Raw genomic sequence first — 15912 nt, forward strand, 5'->3', positions numbered from 1 at the left:
TTCTGCCAAAATTTACTGCGAACTAGGTTGTAGTGCGAGGGTTGCCCGCACTACTGAGGCGAACAAACAACTTACGGACGCTCTTCGATCACTCTGTCAATCAAGCCGTATTCCTTAGCTTCCTCAGCGGACATGAAATAGTCGCGATCCATGTCCTTCTCGATTTTCTCGATCGGCTTGCCAGTATTCTTAGCATAGATATTATTGAGTTCGTGGCGCAGCCGCAGAATCTCTTTCGCCTCAATCTGAATATCCGTTGCTTGTCCCCGCGTGCCCCCAGAAGGCTGGTGAATCATGATTCGCGAGTGAGGCAAAGCTAACCGTTTCCCCTTCGCACCGGCAGCTAACAGGAAAGAACCCATCGAAGCAGCCAAGCCCACACAAATCGTCACCACGTCCGATTTAATGTGCTGCATGGTATCAAAAATAGCCATGCCTGCCGACACCATCCCGCCTGGGGAATTGATGTACAAAATAATATCCTTACCTGAATCTTCCGAATCGAGATAGAGCATCACAGCGATGATTTGATTGGCAATTTCATCGTCAACGTCCCTGCCCAAGAAAATAATTCGTTCCCGGTAGAGGCGATCGTAGATATTAATCCACTGAGTATCATAACCACCCGGCATTTTGTAGGGAACTTTTGGCACACCTATAGGCATAATTCGGAACTCCGTTTAGTTGGTAATTGGTGAGCGGGCAATTGGTTATGGTTTATTAGTTATTTGTTACTTGTTATTTCAGGTTTTTTAGTTTTTGGCTATAATGACCACTAAACCATAACCAATAACTAATAACTAATAACTAATAAGCAATAACCGAATTAGATGACTCCTGCAGGCAGCGGTTTCGGCAATTCTTCCGAACTTTCAAGAACGCGATCGATCAAACCGTATTCTTTAGCTTCCTGGGGCGTCATGTACAGCAACCGATCCATATCTTTAGTAATCTTTTCGATCGGTTGGCCAGTACAGCTTGCAAAAATCTCAAGCATCGTCGCTTTATTTGCCAGCACTTCCTTAGCCCGAATTTGAATGTCGCTTGCTTGACCCCGCGTGTAAGCCTTGGGTTGGTGCAACACAATCGAAGCGTGCGGCAAACTCGCCCGAAAGCCTTTTGTACCAGCCGCTAACAGCATCGCAGACATCCCCATTGCCGAACCGAGGCAAATAGTGTGCACGGGCGGCTTAATGTACCTGATCGTATCGCAGATAGCGAAGGCTTCTGTTTCAAAGCCGACGGGTTCGCCACTGTAACCAGAAGTGCCGGTCGAGTTGATGTAGATTTTGATCGGCTTATCCGGGTCTTCGTACTGCAAGAACAACAGTTCAGCGATAATTAGTTCTGTTACCGCAGGCACCAGAGGCATCCCCAGATAAACGATCCGCTCCTTCAGCAACAGGGATGGCAAATCGGGAGGTGGCGTCCGAGAGTTCCCTTCCCCGTAGTATGGCGATTGCACAGCTTTAATTGGTGTGTTCATATAACCGAAATGTTGCCTGAACTGATGGAGCTATTCTTAAAGAAATACTAACGCAATCTTTAGGTATCCCGCATGAAAGTTAGTTTGCTCCCGGTTTTAAACGACCCTAACCTTGACGCTGCTGCGCCCTCAACGCAGCGCCAGCTAGCGATTTCGGTGTCTGCGACGGCAAGCTCGATCGACTCCAGCGTACCCTTAAACCTGTGCCTGATTCTCGACCACAGCGGTTCGATGGGTGGACGCCCCTTGGAAACCGTCAAACAAGCCGCCGGACGGTTGCTAGACAGGTTGAAGCCCGGGGATCGCTTTTGCGCGGTGGCTTTCGACCACAAAGCCAAAGTCCTCGTCCCCAATCAAATTGTAGGAGATCCCAGCAGCATTAAACGGCAAATTGAGCAATTGCGCTCGGCCGGCGGCACAGCAATTGATGAGGGCATTAAGTTAGGTATTGAAGAGTTGGGCAAAGGCAAAAAAGAAGCTATATCTCAGGCGTTTCTGCTGACTGACGGCGAAAACGAACACGGCGACGACAGCCGCTGTTTGAAGTTGGCTAAATTGGCTGCCGACTACAACATGACTTTAAATTCTTTGGGATTTGGCGATAACTGGAACCAGGATATTTTGGAAAAGATTGCTGATGCCGGCGGCGGTGCTCTGGCTCACATTCAGCGTCCCGAAGATGCGGTTGACGAGTTTGGTAAACTATTTACTCGCGTCCAAGGTGTAGGTTTGACTAATGCTTATTTGCTATTTTCCCTAATGCCAAAAGTGCGGTTAGCCGAACTCAAACCGATCGCCCAAGTTTCCCCGGATACGATCGAATTACCGGTACAGCAAGAGGGCGATCGTTTTATGGTACGCCTGGGAGATTTAATGAAGGATATAGAGCGAGTAGTTTTGGCTAATATTTATATTGGACAGTTGCCCGAAGGTACACAGACGATCGGGCAATTGCAAATTCGCTACGACGATCCGACTGTCGGTCAAAGTTTGCTTTCCGATCCCGTTGCACTTTCCGCTAATGTCCTGAAAGTTTATCAGCCGGCACTTAACCCGACTGTGCAGCAGCACATTTTAGCTTTGGCTAAATACCGCCAAACTCAACTCGCAGAAACTAGATTGCAACAGGGCGATCGCGCCGGCGCGGCAACGATGCTGCAAACAGCAGCTAAAACTGCTCTGCAAATGGGCGATCAAAGTGCCGCAACTGTGCTGCAAACTTCTGCTACTCGTTTGCAGTCTGGCGAACAATTGAGTGAAGCCGATCGCAAGAAAACTCGGATTGCTTCTAAAACTATTTTGAAGTAATCGCGCGATTTGAAATTTTAAATAATTTTAAATTGGGCGATCGGACAATTCGGCGATCGCAAATCGATCCTACACAAACGCAACCCGCGCCCAGGCGGGTTTCACTATTCTGAGTCTCGCTTTTTGCAGGCGAGACTCTGTGTAGCCCGATTGTTTCCAGCCGTGGAGCGACAAGAAGCTCGATCGTTTAGAATGTTTGTATCACCTATCAAGAGTGCTTGTATGAACCAGACAATATCTGATAAAGTACGCTGGACTACCGCCGATTTAGAACTATTGCCCGATAACGGCGATCGCTACGAAATTATTGATGGAGAGTTATTTGTGACTAGAGCACCACATTGGGGTCATCAACAGACTTGTGGCAGATTTTTCTCTGTGCTTGATACTTGGTCGATGTCTGCAGGTTTAGGACGAGCGGCCATCAATCCCGGTCTTATTTTCACGGACGATGATAACGTTATTCCTGATGTAGTTTGGGCCAGCAATGAACGCTTAGCTATCTTGCTAGACGAAGCGGGCCATTTAACCGCCGCACCCGAGTTAATTGTTGAAGTATTATCCCCCGGTGCAGACAATCAGAGACGCGATCGAGACTTGAAACTCAGACTCTATTCGGTGCGAGGAGTGCAGGAATACTGGGTGGTGAATTGGCAATTGCAGCAAATAGAAGTTTATCGCAGGGAACAAGCAAGTTTAAGGCTCATTGCTACGCTGTTGAGCGCTGATGAATTGACCTCGCCTTTGTTACCTGGTTTTAGTTGTTCTGTCGCTCAAATTTTTGCCTAGATTATGAAATCATCATTTTACACTTTAATTGCTACTATAGGAATCTTGACTATCTTGGGTAATGTATCCCCTGCTGTTTCTGCTGAATCTTCAGCTTTAATAGTTCAAAGAAGTCTTGTTCAAAATACTGCTGAAGATTTATTCAATAGTGCTTTAGCTAAATCACAGGCTGGAGATATTCAAGGGGCGATCGCCGATTACACCGAAGCTATTCGCCTCAACCCCAATTACGCCAAAGCCTACAACAAACGCGGCATCATCCACGGCCGCAATCTCAAAAATTACCCAGCAGCTAAAGCAGATTTCGATCGCGCAATTGAAATTAACCCCAACTACGGCGACGCATACTACAACCGCGCTAGAGTCCGCGAGTTCTTAGAAGACAAACCGGGGGCGATCGCCGATTATCATAAAGCAGCCGAACTCTATCAAAAAGATGGTAATACCAACGATTATCAAGATGCCATCAAGCACCTTGAAATGCTGCAAGAATAAATGGCTTTTGAAAACATAGTATAATACCTGCGATATGCGTTCATCCGCGTTCATCTGCGGTTAAACACTCCAAATTAACTATTCAAAAAATGTCCGTAATCTCTACCGTCACCGTTACCGTACCCGCTACAACCGCCAACCTGGGCCCCGGATTCGACTGCATCGGCGCCGCTTTAAGCCTCTACAACCGCTTCCAATTCTCCCTACTCGAACCCTCAGCAACCGAGAAACTAAAAATTACTGTTACAGGTAAAGAAGCCGCCAAAGTCAAGACAGACAACAGCAATCTCGCTTATCAAGCTTTTCTCAAGTTATACGATCGCCTCAACCAATCGCCGCCCCCTGTAGCGATACATATAGATATGCAAGTTCCGCTGGCTAGAGGTTTGGGGAGTTCCGCCACAGCTATTGTCGGTGGGTTAGTCGGTGCAAATGAATTAGCCGGAAAGCCTTTGAGTCAGGTGGAAGTGATGCAATTGGCGATCGAACTTGAAGGCCATCCCGACAACGTTGTCCCCGCTTTACTCGGAGGTTGTCGTCTCGCTGCTAGCAATCCACCCCCCCAACCCCCCCTTAGTAAGGGGGGTCAGGAGGGGGGTGCTTGGGAGATTTGCGATATTCCCTGGCATCCAAATATTGTGGCCGTGGTAGCCATCCCGGATTTTGAACTGTCTACAGCCGAAGCCCGCAAAGTTTTGCCAGCAGATTACAGTAAGGCTGACGCGATTTTTAATGCGGCACACCTCGGTTTGCTAGTGCGGGCTTTAGAAACTGGCAATCAAAACTGGTTGCGCTGCGCCCTCCAAGACAAAATTCACCAGCCTTACCGGCAATCTCTGATTAAGGGATATGAAGCGGTGCAACAAGCTGCCCTGAATGCAGGGGCTTGTGGAATGGTAATTAGCGGTGCAGGGCCAACGCTTTTAGCTTTAACGGATGTGGCTAACGCTGTTGCGGTTGAGAAAGGGATGGCGGCTGCTTGGATGGAATTTGGGGTAAATGCTGAGGTAAGGGCGATCGGTCTCGATACTAAAGGCGGGCAAGTCTCCCTTTAGTTGTTCCACTCCTAGACACACAACATCTACATAACCGTGTTTTGTAGGGGCAATCTCCCGTGGTTGCCCCTATCGATGGAATTATTCATATTTCTATTCTCTTCCTCTCTCCTTCAAATCTCTTGAATATCAACTCAAGTCTGTTTTCGATAACTTCTGCCATTCCCTCTACAAAATTTTACCTTAAAAAAGTGCAGTCATTGTAGGGGCGGATTCACAACAATTTCCGGCTAAAACCAACAAATTTAAAAACCCGCCCCACCAACTGTAAATACTGTTAATTAACTATGACGCAGCGGAATTTCTATCTGAATTTTAGTGCCTTTACCCGGTTCGGAAAAACACTTGAACTCTCCTTTGTGCTGCTCTACAATTATCCGATAGCTGAGAGCAAGTCCCGGTGATATCGGTGGTTCCGCAGGTTGGGAAACCAAAAATGGCTCAGAAAGTTGCGCTGTGATATCTTTGCTAATTGCCATGTCGTTATCAGCAATCTCAATAGAAATTCGCTGACCATCGACCACCTGAGTGCTAATCAAAATCACAGGCTTAAATTTGCTCGATTCCAACTCTGCCAACTCTTGAGCAGACTCTTCCAAAACATCGATCGCGTGATTGATGATATTCAGAAAAGCTTGATTGAGCAGACCTGCATAACACTCAATTTGTGGCAAATTGCCGAATTCTTTCATCACCTTGATGTCTCGCCTTCCCTCGCGCGCCGGCAAGCGGTGCTGTAACAACAACAGAGTATTTTCTAAACCGTCGGAAACATCGAATAACTGCCAGCCCGATCGATCGCTGCGGGAAAAATCCTGTAGTGACAAAATTATTTGGCGGATGCGATCGCTCCCGGTACGCATGGAACTCACAATTTTTAATAAATCGTCGAGTACGAATTCCACATCCATATCTTGTTGTTTTTGCAGAATTTCCGATCCGGGATTGACTAGCTCTTGTTGATACAATCGCAGTAGTTCAATTAAATCGGTCGTGTAGCTTTGGACGTGAGTTAGATTGCTGTAAATAAAAGTAATTGGGTTATTAATTTCGTGGGCTATCCCAGACACCAATTCGCCCAAACTAGACATTTTTTCACTTTGCAGAATTCGCTCGCGCGACAGTTGCAATTCTTGCTGTGTTAACTCCAACCGCGCCCTCAACTCGTGCGATCGCTTAGACGCGCGCACCCGCGCCAATAATTCGTGCTTAACTATCGGTTTAAACAGAAAATCGTCAAAGGGTACATCCAATTCTTGAATTTCATCAAATTGGTCCGGTGTTGTCAGCAGAATAAAATAGGCTGTTGCCAATTCTCGTGAAGCGAAGCTATCCCGTAGGGAATCGGCTTTCACCAGCCGGCACACCTCCAAAAAGTTGATTTGAGGCGAAGTCCCGTCGCAAATTATCACATCGGGGGACAACTCCCTCGCCAAGTCTAAACCCTCCTTGTCGTCGGGAACGACTCTCACCTGATGTCCCTGTTGGGTGAGTAACTCTTGGACAACTTGAAAAGTCACAGTATCCGCGATGATCGCCAGAATCTTTGCCATACTTCTACCACCTCCACAAATTACTTTTTAGGATACAACCGCCAGAATTGCGCTGACAGATTTAAAATTCCAAAATAGTTCAATTCCACCAAAAAACAGCCCATCCCCGCTCCCTCAAAACCCAAAATAGCCCATACCATTTTACAATTTATATTTTAGAGTAAAAAATTGGGAATGACTTACTGTATAATAGTTGGGAGCTTGCCTAAAGTTGCATATTTTTTGGGGAATGGTATCACGAGAAGGTATAATTTGAGACGGGTAATGCAAAAATGCAAATTTTCTCCTTCGTAATTAATGTTACATCAGAGCTTTCGGCCGAAAGACTGCTGAGGGCGATCGCAGATACTTTCTCAAATTGCGCCAGGAAACAATAAAAAACTTTAAAATCAATTAATAGTATCGTTAAATTCACCTTCTCGGTCAGCGCCTGAGAATGCCAATTACCAACACCACCTCAACTTTGATTCAAGCCGAAACACTAGAACTATTAGAATGGCCGCGCCTGTGTCAGCACTTGGCTACCTTCGCGGCCACCAAACTCGGCGTCGCCGCCGCCCTCGACCTCGAAATCCCGGCAACTCAAGCTCAAACAGCCGAACTCCTAGCCCAAACTCAGGAAGCTTATCAGTTAGAGAGCCGCGCTGGCGGTGCTTTGAGTTTTGAAGGAATCCAAGACATCGGCACTTCCCTGCAGCGAGCCGAACTGCAAGGTTTGCTCAGCGGCGAAGAATTGCTGGCAATTGCTACTACCCTCGCCGGAGCAAGGCAATTGCGCCGGATAATTGACTCTCAGGCAGATGTGCCGACGCTCCAAGAACTGGCTTCCCAATTGCGGACTTATCCCGAACTAGAGCAAGAAATCCACCGCTGTATAGACGATCGCGCTCAAGTAGCAGACAGAGCCACTCCTAAATTAGCAGGAATTAGAGTTCAAATGCGGCAGTTGCGCGATCGCATTTATCAAATATTGCAGGGAATTTTGCAGCGCCAATCCAACGCCGTACAAGAACAGCTAATTACCCAAAGAAGCGGACGCTTTGTCATTCCCGTCAAAGCTCCCCAAAAAGATGCCATACCGGGCATCGTTCACGACTCCTCGGCCAGCGGCGCGACACTGTACGTAGAACCCCACAGCACAGTCAATCTTAACAACCAAATGCGGCAGTTGCTGAGGCAAGAACAAGCGGAAGAAGAAGCAGTCCGCCGCGCCCTCACGGAGCAAGTCGCAGCAGTAAAACCCGATTTAGACAGATTGGTGGTGGTAGTTACAACTTTAGATTTAGCGGTTGCTAAAGCGCGTTACAGTTATTGGTTGCAAGCAAATCCGCCAAAATTTATCGAATTGGGAGAGCCTGAATTAGCACCAAAAAATCCCGAAACAGAAGATGAGGAAAAAGAAGATGAGGAAAACTCAGAAAACAGTCAATTATTAATTCGCAACCTGCGATCGCAAATTACCCTGCGCCAGTTGCGGCATCCTTTATTAGTTTGGCAGCAACAGCACGAGCAAGGCTTTCCAGTCGTGCCGGTCGATTTAACGATCGGGCCGCACATCCGCGTCGTCGCCATCACCGGCCCCAACACCGGCGGCAAAACTGTCACCCTCAAAACCTTGGGCTTGGCAGCTTTAATGGCGAAAGCAGGAATGTTTGTTGCCGCCCGCGAACCCGTTGAATTGCCTTGGTTCGACAACATTTTGGCCGATATTGGTGACGAACAATCTTTGCAGCAAAGTTTGTCTACTTTCTCCGGCCACATCCGCCGCATCAGCCGCATTTTAGAAGTTTTACACAATAAATCGCAGGCTGAGGGGGAAGAAAATTCAAACCTTCCAATTACTAATTCCCAGCAGCAAGACCAAGAAGTCACAGATACACAGAACACTCTTTCTGCTCTCCCAATTCTCAAACCTAAATTACAAATTCCCCAACCCCAATCCCCAATTACCAATCCCCAATTACCAATTCCCAAATCTTTAGTTTTGTTAGACGAAGTAGGAGCGGGAACAGACCCCTCAGAAGGCAGTGCATTGGCGATCGCCCTGTTGAAATACCTCGCCCAACATTCCCTATTAACAGTTGCAACTACCCACTTTGGCGAACTCAAAGCCCTCAAATACCAAGACTCCCGCTTTGAAAATGCCTCAGTAGAATTTGACGACAATTCCATGCAGCCAACCTATCGCTTGCTGTGGGGAATTCCCGGACGTTCCAACGCCCTCACCATTGCCAAAAGACTCGGTTTGCTAGCATCCATAGTCGAAGAAGCTCAAACCTATGTCGGGGGGGCCTCTCAAGATGTTAATCAAGTAATTGCTGGACTCGAAGCACAGCGCCGGAAACAGGAAACCAAGGCCAGAGAAGCAACTCAACTGCTACACCAAACCGAAAAACTGCACAGAGAAGTTTCTCAAAAAGCAGCCGCTTTGCAAGAGCGGGAGCGAGAACTAAAAATAGCTCAGGAAGTGGCAGTAAATGAGGCTATAGGCTCGGCAAAATCAGAAATTGCTCAAATCATTCGCCGCTTGCAGTCGGGCAACCAGACGGCTCAAAATGCCCAACAAGCGACAGAGACTTTAAATCAAATTTCTGAAAAACATCTCCCCTCGCGGCAACAACCGGCTAAACCCAAACCGAGTTTTATGCCGAAAGTGGGCGATCGCATCCGCATTCCCAGCTTGGGCCAAACCGCCGAAGTCCTCAGCGGCCCCGACGCTAACGAAGAGTTGAGCGTCCGGTTTGGGATTATGAAAATGACTGTCAAACTGGGAGAAATTGAATCCCTCGACGGTCAAAAACCGGAAACTAAAGCTCAATTAGCCAAGGTAGCAGCCCAAGCACAAGCACTCGCTACGGCTAAAGCTAAGCAAGCAGCGTCGGAACCTGCAAAACCCAATCCCGAAATTGCGATTCGCACTGCTAATAATTCGATCGACTTACGGGGTGCGAGAGTCTCCGACGCGGAAATCGAAATAGACAGAGCTCTTTCCAAGGCCGTGGAATACGGAGTTCTGTGGATAATTCACGGCAAAGGTACGGGACAGTTACGGCGCGGGGTTCACGAGTTTCTAGATTCTCACCCGCAGGTTTCTCGCTACGAGCTCGCCAGTCAAAAAGAAGGAGGTGCAGGTGTGACGGTGGTTTATTTGAAATAGTCAGATTTTCGCATTTCCGGTTGACTCGTAATTATATATTTGTATGCAGCCAAACAAGTCGCAACGAACATATCATACTAATGCAACCGGAATGGATTATACTGCAAATGTGGCATAATTAAGAGTTGATTTACCACTTTAGTAACTGCCTGACTAATGACGTAATGCTCTCTATTGCTAAAACCGAAGGTGGTTTATCTCACCCCGAAGCAGTCGGGTTCTTCGACAAAATGAAGCAAGAAAAGCGCTTCACGAGCGATGTTTGGGGCGTACAGTTGAACTTCAAACAAGCTATTAAACAAGTGCAAAAAGATAACTACTCCCAAGCCGAAGGGTGGCTGATTCGGGTGCAGCAGCCAGATGACCGTGAAGCACCTGTCAAGGAATTGGTGCAACCGTTAACAGTTTAAAGTGAAGGATCTCACCAGTTAATTAAGAGCAGCGAAAAGATGACCCAGAATCCTATCAATCAGCTTAGCGAAACTATCCCCCAAACACTAAATGGTTATGATCCTAATGTGTTTCCAGCTTTTCATCAAATGCTCACTACTCACTTTCCAGGGGCATTACCCATGAGCAAGTACATGAGAAAGACGTTCCAAAGCTTGAGTACCTACGGTTTTTGTGATGAAAATACGATGGGAATGATAGCAATTTGTCGGGATGAAATCGCCGAACCCCTATTCGCCGAAGTAATTCGATACTGGGGGAAAACCTTTAATTGTTGCAGTTTAGCTGGATTTGTGATGATGGGCAAAACTGGGTTAGCTTCTGCGACAGACCATACCCCTATAGTTGATGGTATCCGTCGTTTTACCTTTTATGCCATGCCCCACATCGCTATTTCTAGACATGGCGATATTGGCATGGTTTATCGAGATGGTATTCAAAAGGCTTCCCATGCCTGTGGAGCATTAGAAGCGATTGTTGAAGAGTTGGCAGCGGGGCACCTGAAGCTAGAAATGGATATGCAGGATATTGAACAAACAATTATTCGGCAAAAAATTCTTTCAACCATTACCTATGGAGATAAACCCGATTTAATAGAAATTACAAAATTGGCATCTCGAATTATTTCTGAGGATGTCGAACATCTTTTAGATACCCTGGATCGATCTATTTTTACCTATGCCGTTATGACCGGCATTCAAATTCACGGTCCCCTGGGCACCCAGTGGATTTATCCGCAAGATTTTTATGTTGTTAACAGCGATATACCGGGAGGGAAAAGAACACTTCAAGCTGTTCGATAATCTCCACTAAAAGGAAGATTCAAGGATGTCAGCAGCAGTTAAAAAGGCAGCACAACCGCTGAGGATATCAGCGGAAGTTCCCCCTTTGATTGATGCTAATTTATGGGCGGGTAAATTATCCATTACTACTACCGCTCCTTCCCATAATTGAGGACATAAAAAATGCTGAATAAATATAGCAAATGCCTGTCCATCCATTGAATCATTCCTTGTCATCAATGCCAACACTTTATTCATACTAATTTCGCCAATATCTGTGACTTTGGCACCCCGATAGAATGCTTTTTTTTGTATACTCTTGTCCCGTGCTGGGAGCGGGCATAAGTTCTACTCAAACGAGCGTAGAATACCAGTTTCATCCAAAAATACTAAGTTTTTCGGCTCGATATTTTTGATCTTTTCCCAATATTCCACCCTGAATTTTTGGACTCTTTCAGTCCCGCCTTGGCTACTGTGCCATGTTTTTTTTTACGATTGAGTCCTAATTTCTGTAAGTAGCGACACATCGCCGTCCGACTCACCCAATTTCCCGTCTTAATAGCAAATAATTCATACAACTCTACCAAGGTAGCATCTTGATGCTCTGCCACCAGTGTTCTGATGAGTGCTTCCGCATTTGTCAGGTGACGCTCGTTGTGGTTGACCCCTCTGTTTAGGCTGTAAATCACCCTCGGTTTGTTGTTGTTTCACCAATTTTTGGACGAGGCTTTTGCTCACAGCAAACCTGATGGCTACTTTCCTAATTGACATCTTTTGGGCCAGATGTGCTGCTACTATTTTTGATCGGAGATCGAGCGAATATGCTTTCATTAGCGTTGAATACAAAATGATATTTTATTGTTATCTATTGTACCACATTACAGCGGTTCCCGCTGTATGTCCCGGCTGTCCTCCGGGTTTGCGATGCAGGCTCTGTTTCTGATTCTTTTGAGTTATCAACTTTGGCGAGTTCTGATTTCTGTATGAGATTGCTCAATGGGGGTTTCGATGATGTTTTGCTATTGCTTGGCTGTCTCTCTTTGAGCTTTTCGAGTTCTTCTTGTAGTTTTTCAATCAGCTTCTGTTGAGTCAGCACAATTTTGACCGGTTCCTCACGGCTGGACTGCTCAACTATTCCTAATTGTAGTGCTGCCGATCGCTCGGGTTTTTGGCTCATCTGAACATTACCATATTTTTCGGCTCTCAATCAATTATTTTTCACCTGAATCCTTACGAAATGACTTTAAATCAAACCCGCTTATTGTTTTTATGAACTGAAACGAATCGTCCCCAGTGTAAACTTTCCAAGTCCCTACTTGGCACGCTGTAATAGCTGCGGGCAGATTATCTTCTCTAAGTATTAAAAATACGGGTTCGTAATTATAAGTACGAAGTAGTGGGCCATAATCTTTGAACTTCTTCAGTGTTCCAGAATCTCCTGAACCAATACGATATTTTGTATCTATTGCGTACCCATCAACAATCAGATCGCACCGCACGGCTCATCGCTTCCAACTTTAAATGCTGGCTGAAAGCTACTGCAATATGTTTTACACGTTTCAGTAACTAACAATTGCCAACACATACCTAACTCACGTCCCCAATATTGCCTATTTTCTTTTTTTATTATTGGAGAAATACCAAATACATCCATTAAAATATCGTGTTCTTCATTCTCTTCTGCATAAATTTTTTCGGTAAATGAGTTTTGGTATCTTGCTAAAATTTGCTCGAGTCTTCTTTCAGTCATCATCAATTACCAGATCAGCTAGGCTAACTGATAATGCCTTGGCTATTTTGCTGGCATTAAGTAGCGTTATATTCCTTTCACCTCGTTCAACTGAACCAATATAGGTGCGATGTAATTCCGATAGTTCTGCAAGCTGATCTTGGGAAAGATTTCTGAGCTTTCTGAAATGTCTAACTTTTTTACCAAATTGCTCCGTAATATCCATAAATGGCGCCAGATGAAGCAATGACCACTATAGTCTGACAGACTATAAGTAGCGACAGACTATAAGTAGCACTCGCTCTCGCTAGGATCGATATAAGCCCCGATAGTTTCAGAGCACTGATTTGATTTCGGTCACTGTGTGGCGTAGGATGGTTAGGGGTGAAAATCTATGGGTTTTGCGGATTGCGATCGATCGAACTTGAAGCCGCAACTTTTAGCCCGCAAATCCGTCCAGCAGTTAGGATTGCCGGAATCAAAGCAACGAGCTATGGAGACAACTTAACAGATGTGCTGTTGCCCACAGGCCCAAAAGCTTTAATCAGTGCATACTGTTTGATATCCTGCCTCAACCAGTCTTAATTTCCCGTGCTGAAGCCATGCGCTCGACCGTAAAGTCCTCCGCTCCCACAAACGAAACGGGCCCATCTCCCAACTGGGAAGAATTGACCCAAAAAGCACCAGAACCTACCCAGTTGGACAACATTAAAGCCCAACTGGATTTAGTGCTGTTAGCCCTAGAAGCACTGGCAGAAATTGGCTCAGAGGCGATGCTTAAGGTAGCAGCCGAACTGAATTTAGAGCCAATGGTAGCCGATCGGGTAGCTTTGTGGCGGCTGCGCCAATCTAACCCGCTGCGGAAAGGCCACGGAGGGCGCAAAAAACTCGATGTGGAAGAAGCTCGATCGCTAGTTTTGATAAGCTGTCATTTGGCAAAACAGCACCAAGCTTTAATCCGCCGCGCTGTTGCTTTGCTCGAACAAATGGCAGAGCAAAACCGCGAACCTCACACAATCGCTTTGTTGGGAGATTATATTGACAGGTTCAGCAACACTTATGGCTCGCGCATGGAAGATGCAGAAAACTTATCGGCCCGAGAACTGAGTGATTTGGCCCTCAAACTCCTGATCGATTTGCTGTTTTACAGCAGTCCCGGCGGCCACCGCCGCCTCTGGCTGGCTCTTCTAGACCGTGCTAAAAATTAAACAACACTCAGTAGTCAGTAGTCAGTAGTCAACAGACTTTCGGCTCTAAGAATTAAACCACAGTCAACAGTCAACACTCACCAGTCAACAGTCAACAGTCAACAGTCAACAGACTTTCTGCTATGGTTCTCAAACGGTACACGCCCCCCACTTGCACGCTGGAAATCACAGCCAAAAGTTCGCCTCTATCTCGCTGGGCGGGCCAACCGGTGTTTAAATCTTTAAGTTTTGAGCTGCGACTCGACGACCCCAGGCTGCCAGATACCCAACACGTTACTCTCAGGGGCGATCGAATTCAACTCGAAACCCTCCACGAAGCTGTCAGCAACTACGTCCAAAACTTGCTCGGCGAATCCCGCGATTGGGAAAGCAACCTCACATCTCAAACAGGCCGTATCCCTGCGGGATCAGACTCGCCAGAAGTCGCGCGTAACGCCGTCATATTCGATCGATCCGTCAACAGTTCCGAACTAGCAACCTCAAACCCCTACTCTCTCCCAACCTCCTACCTTCCGGTTCCCCCCCGCTTAGAACCCCGCGGCTTGCTTGCCCACAACTTGTTTTTAGGCTCTTTAAGCGCCGTAGAATCCGGGCCAGTAGTTCCTTTGAGCACCCTGCAACTGTTTGACTTGGCCACAGCACTGGATGACTGCGCCGCCGAAGTGATGGCGCTTCCCAACCTCAACCGCGAGCCCCGACGCCCGCTGTCCTCCCCCTGGCTCAAGGTGGCAGCAATGATGGTCGCCAGCGCGGGCCTGACGACAGGAATTATCAAAATGCTCGATCGATCCGCCACCTCCCCCCAAACTGCCACAGCCCCCGATCCAGGAAACCCCCAGTTAGCGGCCGGCGTCTCCCCCAGTCCTGTTGCCGCCCTACCGACACCCCCAGCACCAACACCCGCCGCCACACCCACTTTACCGCCCCTGCCGCCCCCGCCCATCAACACCGCCGCCTCCCCCAGCCCCAGCTTGCCCCCCATCGCCCTCGCCCCAAATCCCCCCACCAACAGACCCAGCCCCATCCAGCAGCCACCCCTGCTATTTCCCCCCAACGGCAGCGCACCCAGCGCCCCACAGAGCGCCCCAGCTTTCCCTCAAGGGCAAACAATCACTATTCCCGCCCCCGAAGAACCGCCCATTTCCGCCCCCCAAGCACCCGCACCAGTACCCTACGTGCTGCCCCCCCTACCGCCGAGACTAGCTCCCACCGTACCGCCCCCCCTGCCGCCCTCGCTGTCGGCTTCCCGATTTCCCGTTCCCCCGCCGCAGCCCTTCCCCAGCCCCATCGAGCCGATTGTCCCCCCCGCCAGTACCGAACTCCCACCCCTTGAGGACACTCAACCAACCACCGAGTCCGAGGACAACAACCAGGCTGCGGCGAGCCAAAAAAACCGCACTTTATTTGATACAATTCCTCAAGTTTCAGAAGCTAGAACTTACTTTGAGGAACGCTGGAAGCCGCCAGAAGGAATGGAACAAACTTTGGAATACAGCGTGCTGATCGATGAAAATGGGTCAGTTCAAAGTATTGTGCCGATGGGAAAAGCAGCAGCAGATTATATCGAGCAAGCTAATATGCCATTAGCCGGCGAGCCTTTTGTTTCTGCCGTTTCTAATGGCAAAAACCCGAAAATTAGAGTTGTTTTGCGACCAAGCGGTCGAGTACAAACCTTTTTGGAAGAGAGTGATTGAAGGCTCTCAAACACATTGTCCAGATGGGAAATCTCGGTAAATTGCTAATGTTAAACAATTTCAAAAAAAATTAAATTTTCACTGCGGTAGCCGCCGCCAGCGTATTGACAGTTGCTCCCGATTGTGGTATACATATCTATTAACCCGTGCGGGCAGAGTCACCAGTAAAAAAAAGTTGTTGATACTCGTCAACAGGTTCGCATTCT

The 15912-nt window shown here is 47.4% G+C and carries 16 protein-coding genes; 9 read left to right on the forward strand and 7 right to left on the reverse strand.

Features of this window, described 5'->3' with window-relative positions; all coding sequences use genetic code 11:
- Positions 1–71 precede the first annotated feature (71 nt).
- The gene (locus QUA33_RS04245) at positions 72–665 is read right to left on the reverse strand and encodes an ATP-dependent Clp protease proteolytic subunit (RefSeq protein ID WP_190741966.1); all 594 of its coding nucleotides are present in this window, start codon (positions 663–665) and stop codon (positions 72–74) included.
- Positions 666–826: 161 nt separating this feature from the next.
- Positions 827–1486, reverse strand: a complete 660-nt coding sequence (locus QUA33_RS04250; RefSeq protein WP_333038231.1) for an ATP-dependent Clp protease proteolytic subunit — start codon at positions 1484–1486, stop codon at positions 827–829.
- 72 nt (positions 1487–1558) lie between these two features.
- Here QUA33_RS04250 and QUA33_RS04255 point away from each other — a divergent pair, with 72 nt between their 5' ends.
- The 4 genes from QUA33_RS04255 (at position 1559) to thrB (ending at position 5133) form a co-directional block, all read left to right on the forward strand.
- On the forward strand, positions 1559–2794 hold the full coding sequence (locus QUA33_RS04255; RefSeq protein WP_333146734.1) for a VWA domain-containing protein: 1236 nt from the start codon (positions 1559–1561) through the stop codon (positions 2792–2794).
- A gap of 222 nt (positions 2795–3016) precedes the next feature.
- Positions 3017–3583: a Uma2 family endonuclease gene (locus QUA33_RS04260; protein WP_333146736.1), complete on the forward strand. Its 567-nt coding sequence runs from the start codon at positions 3017–3019 to the stop codon at positions 3581–3583.
- Positions 3584–3586: 3 nt separating this feature from the next.
- Complete coding sequence (locus QUA33_RS04265; protein WP_333146738.1) at positions 3587–4078, forward strand: tetratricopeptide repeat protein; 492 nt, start codon at positions 3587–3589, stop codon at positions 4076–4078.
- 89 nt (positions 4079–4167) lie between these two features.
- Complete coding sequence (gene thrB, locus QUA33_RS04270; protein ID WP_333146740.1) at positions 4168–5133, forward strand: homoserine kinase; 966 nt, start codon at positions 4168–4170, stop codon at positions 5131–5133.
- A 281-nt stretch (positions 5134–5414) separates the two neighbouring features.
- Here the strand turns inward: thrB and QUA33_RS04275 are convergent, their stop codons facing one another.
- Positions 5415–6686: an ATP-binding protein gene (locus QUA33_RS04275; RefSeq protein ID WP_333146742.1), complete on the reverse strand. Its 1272-nt coding sequence runs from the start codon at positions 6684–6686 to the stop codon at positions 5415–5417.
- A 463-nt stretch (positions 6687–7149) separates the two neighbouring features.
- Here QUA33_RS04275 and QUA33_RS04280 point away from each other — a divergent pair, with 463 nt between their 5' ends.
- From QUA33_RS04280 to QUA33_RS04290, 3 genes are all read left to right on the forward strand, one after another.
- Positions 7150–9843 carry an endonuclease MutS2 gene (locus tag QUA33_RS04280; RefSeq protein ID WP_333146820.1) on the forward strand — a complete coding sequence of 898 codons (2694 nt, stop codon included), beginning with the start codon at positions 7150–7152 and terminating at the stop codon, positions 9841–9843.
- Between the two features lie 164 nt (positions 9844–10007).
- On the forward strand, positions 10008–10253 hold the full coding sequence (locus QUA33_RS04285) for a hypothetical protein (RefSeq protein ID WP_041622530.1): 246 nt from the start codon (positions 10008–10010) through the stop codon (positions 10251–10253).
- Positions 10254–10292: 39 nt separating this feature from the next.
- Entirely contained in the window at positions 10293–11096 is an 804-nt protein-coding gene (locus QUA33_RS04290) for a hypothetical protein (protein WP_015176537.1), read from the forward strand.
- Between the two features lie 6 nt (positions 11097–11102).
- Here the strand turns inward: QUA33_RS04290 and QUA33_RS04295 are convergent, their stop codons facing one another.
- From QUA33_RS04295 to QUA33_RS04310, 4 genes are all read right to left on the reverse strand, one after another.
- The gene (locus QUA33_RS04295) at positions 11103–11390 is read right to left on the reverse strand and encodes a transposase (RefSeq protein WP_333146822.1); all 288 of its coding nucleotides are present in this window, start codon (positions 11388–11390) and stop codon (positions 11103–11105) included.
- A 550-nt stretch (positions 11391–11940) separates the two neighbouring features.
- Positions 11941–12252: a hypothetical protein gene (locus QUA33_RS04300; RefSeq protein ID WP_333146745.1), complete on the reverse strand. Its 312-nt coding sequence runs from the start codon at positions 12250–12252 to the stop codon at positions 11941–11943.
- A 306-nt stretch (positions 12253–12558) separates the two neighbouring features.
- The gene (locus tag QUA33_RS04305) at positions 12559–12828 is read right to left on the reverse strand and encodes a hypothetical protein (RefSeq protein WP_333146747.1); all 270 of its coding nucleotides are present in this window, start codon (positions 12826–12828) and stop codon (positions 12559–12561) included.
- A complete protein-coding gene (locus QUA33_RS04310) occupies positions 12818–13030 on the reverse strand; it encodes a helix-turn-helix domain-containing protein (RefSeq protein ID WP_242715747.1) in 213 nt (70 codons plus the stop codon). The genes QUA33_RS04305 and QUA33_RS04310 overlap by 11 nt, the downstream gene beginning before the upstream one ends.
- 376 nt (positions 13031–13406) lie before the next feature.
- On the opposite strand from QUA33_RS04310, the gene QUA33_RS04315 reads away from it, so the two are divergent.
- Both QUA33_RS04315 and QUA33_RS04320 read left to right on the forward strand, forming a co-directional pair.
- A complete protein-coding gene (locus QUA33_RS04315) occupies positions 13407–14012 on the forward strand; it encodes a DUF3038 domain-containing protein (protein WP_333146749.1) in 606 nt (201 codons plus the stop codon).
- Between the two features lie 122 nt (positions 14013–14134).
- Entirely contained in the window at positions 14135–15706 is a 1572-nt protein-coding gene (locus tag QUA33_RS04320; RefSeq protein WP_333146751.1) for a DUF4335 domain-containing protein, read from the forward strand.
- Positions 15707–15912: the final 206 nt, after the last annotated feature.

This window comes from Microcoleus sp. Pol14D4 (assembly GCF_036701245.1).
GTDB lineage: Bacteria > Cyanobacteriota > Cyanobacteriia > Cyanobacteriales > Microcoleaceae > Microcoleus.

Excerpts from the sequence above, each read along its gene's own strand:
- QUA33_RS04320 (WP_333146751.1), top strand. The coding sequence starts at position 14,135 with ATGGTTCTCAAACGGTACACGCCCCCCACTTGCACGCTGGAAATCACA.
- QUA33_RS04285 (WP_041622530.1), top strand. The coding sequence starts at position 10,008 with ATGCTCTCTATTGCTAAAACCGAAGGTGGTTTATCTCACCCCGAAGCA.
- QUA33_RS04245 (WP_190741966.1), bottom strand. The coding sequence starts at position 665 with ATGCCTATAGGTGTGCCAAAAGTTCCCTACAAAATGCCGGGTGGTTAT.
- QUA33_RS04275 (WP_333146742.1), bottom strand. The coding sequence starts at position 6,686 with ATGGCAAAGATTCTGGCGATCATCGCGGATACTGTGACTTTTCAAGTT.
- QUA33_RS04260 (WP_333146736.1), top strand. The coding sequence starts at position 3,017 with ATGAACCAGACAATATCTGATAAAGTACGCTGGACTACCGCCGATTTA.
- thrB (WP_333146740.1), top strand. The coding sequence starts at position 4,168 with ATGTCCGTAATCTCTACCGTCACCGTTACCGTACCCGCTACAACCGCC.
- QUA33_RS04310 (WP_242715747.1), bottom strand. The coding sequence starts at position 13,030 with ATGGATATTACGGAGCAATTTGGTAAAAAAGTTAGACATTTCAGAAAG.
- QUA33_RS04255 (WP_333146734.1), top strand. The coding sequence starts at position 1,559 with ATGAAAGTTAGTTTGCTCCCGGTTTTAAACGACCCTAACCTTGACGCT.
- QUA33_RS04300 (WP_333146745.1), bottom strand. The coding sequence starts at position 12,252 with ATGAGCCAAAAACCCGAGCGATCGGCAGCACTACAATTAGGAATAGTT.
- QUA33_RS04290 (WP_015176537.1), top strand. The coding sequence starts at position 10,293 with ATGACCCAGAATCCTATCAATCAGCTTAGCGAAACTATCCCCCAAACA.
- QUA33_RS04315 (WP_333146749.1), top strand. The coding sequence starts at position 13,407 with ATGCGCTCGACCGTAAAGTCCTCCGCTCCCACAAACGAAACGGGCCCA.
- QUA33_RS04305 (WP_333146747.1), bottom strand. The coding sequence starts at position 12,828 with ATGATGACTGAAAGAAGACTCGAGCAAATTTTAGCAAGATACCAAAAC.
- QUA33_RS04250 (WP_333038231.1), bottom strand. The coding sequence starts at position 1,486 with ATGAACACACCAATTAAAGCTGTGCAATCGCCATACTACGGGGAAGGG.
- QUA33_RS04265 (WP_333146738.1), top strand. The coding sequence starts at position 3,587 with ATGAAATCATCATTTTACACTTTAATTGCTACTATAGGAATCTTGACT.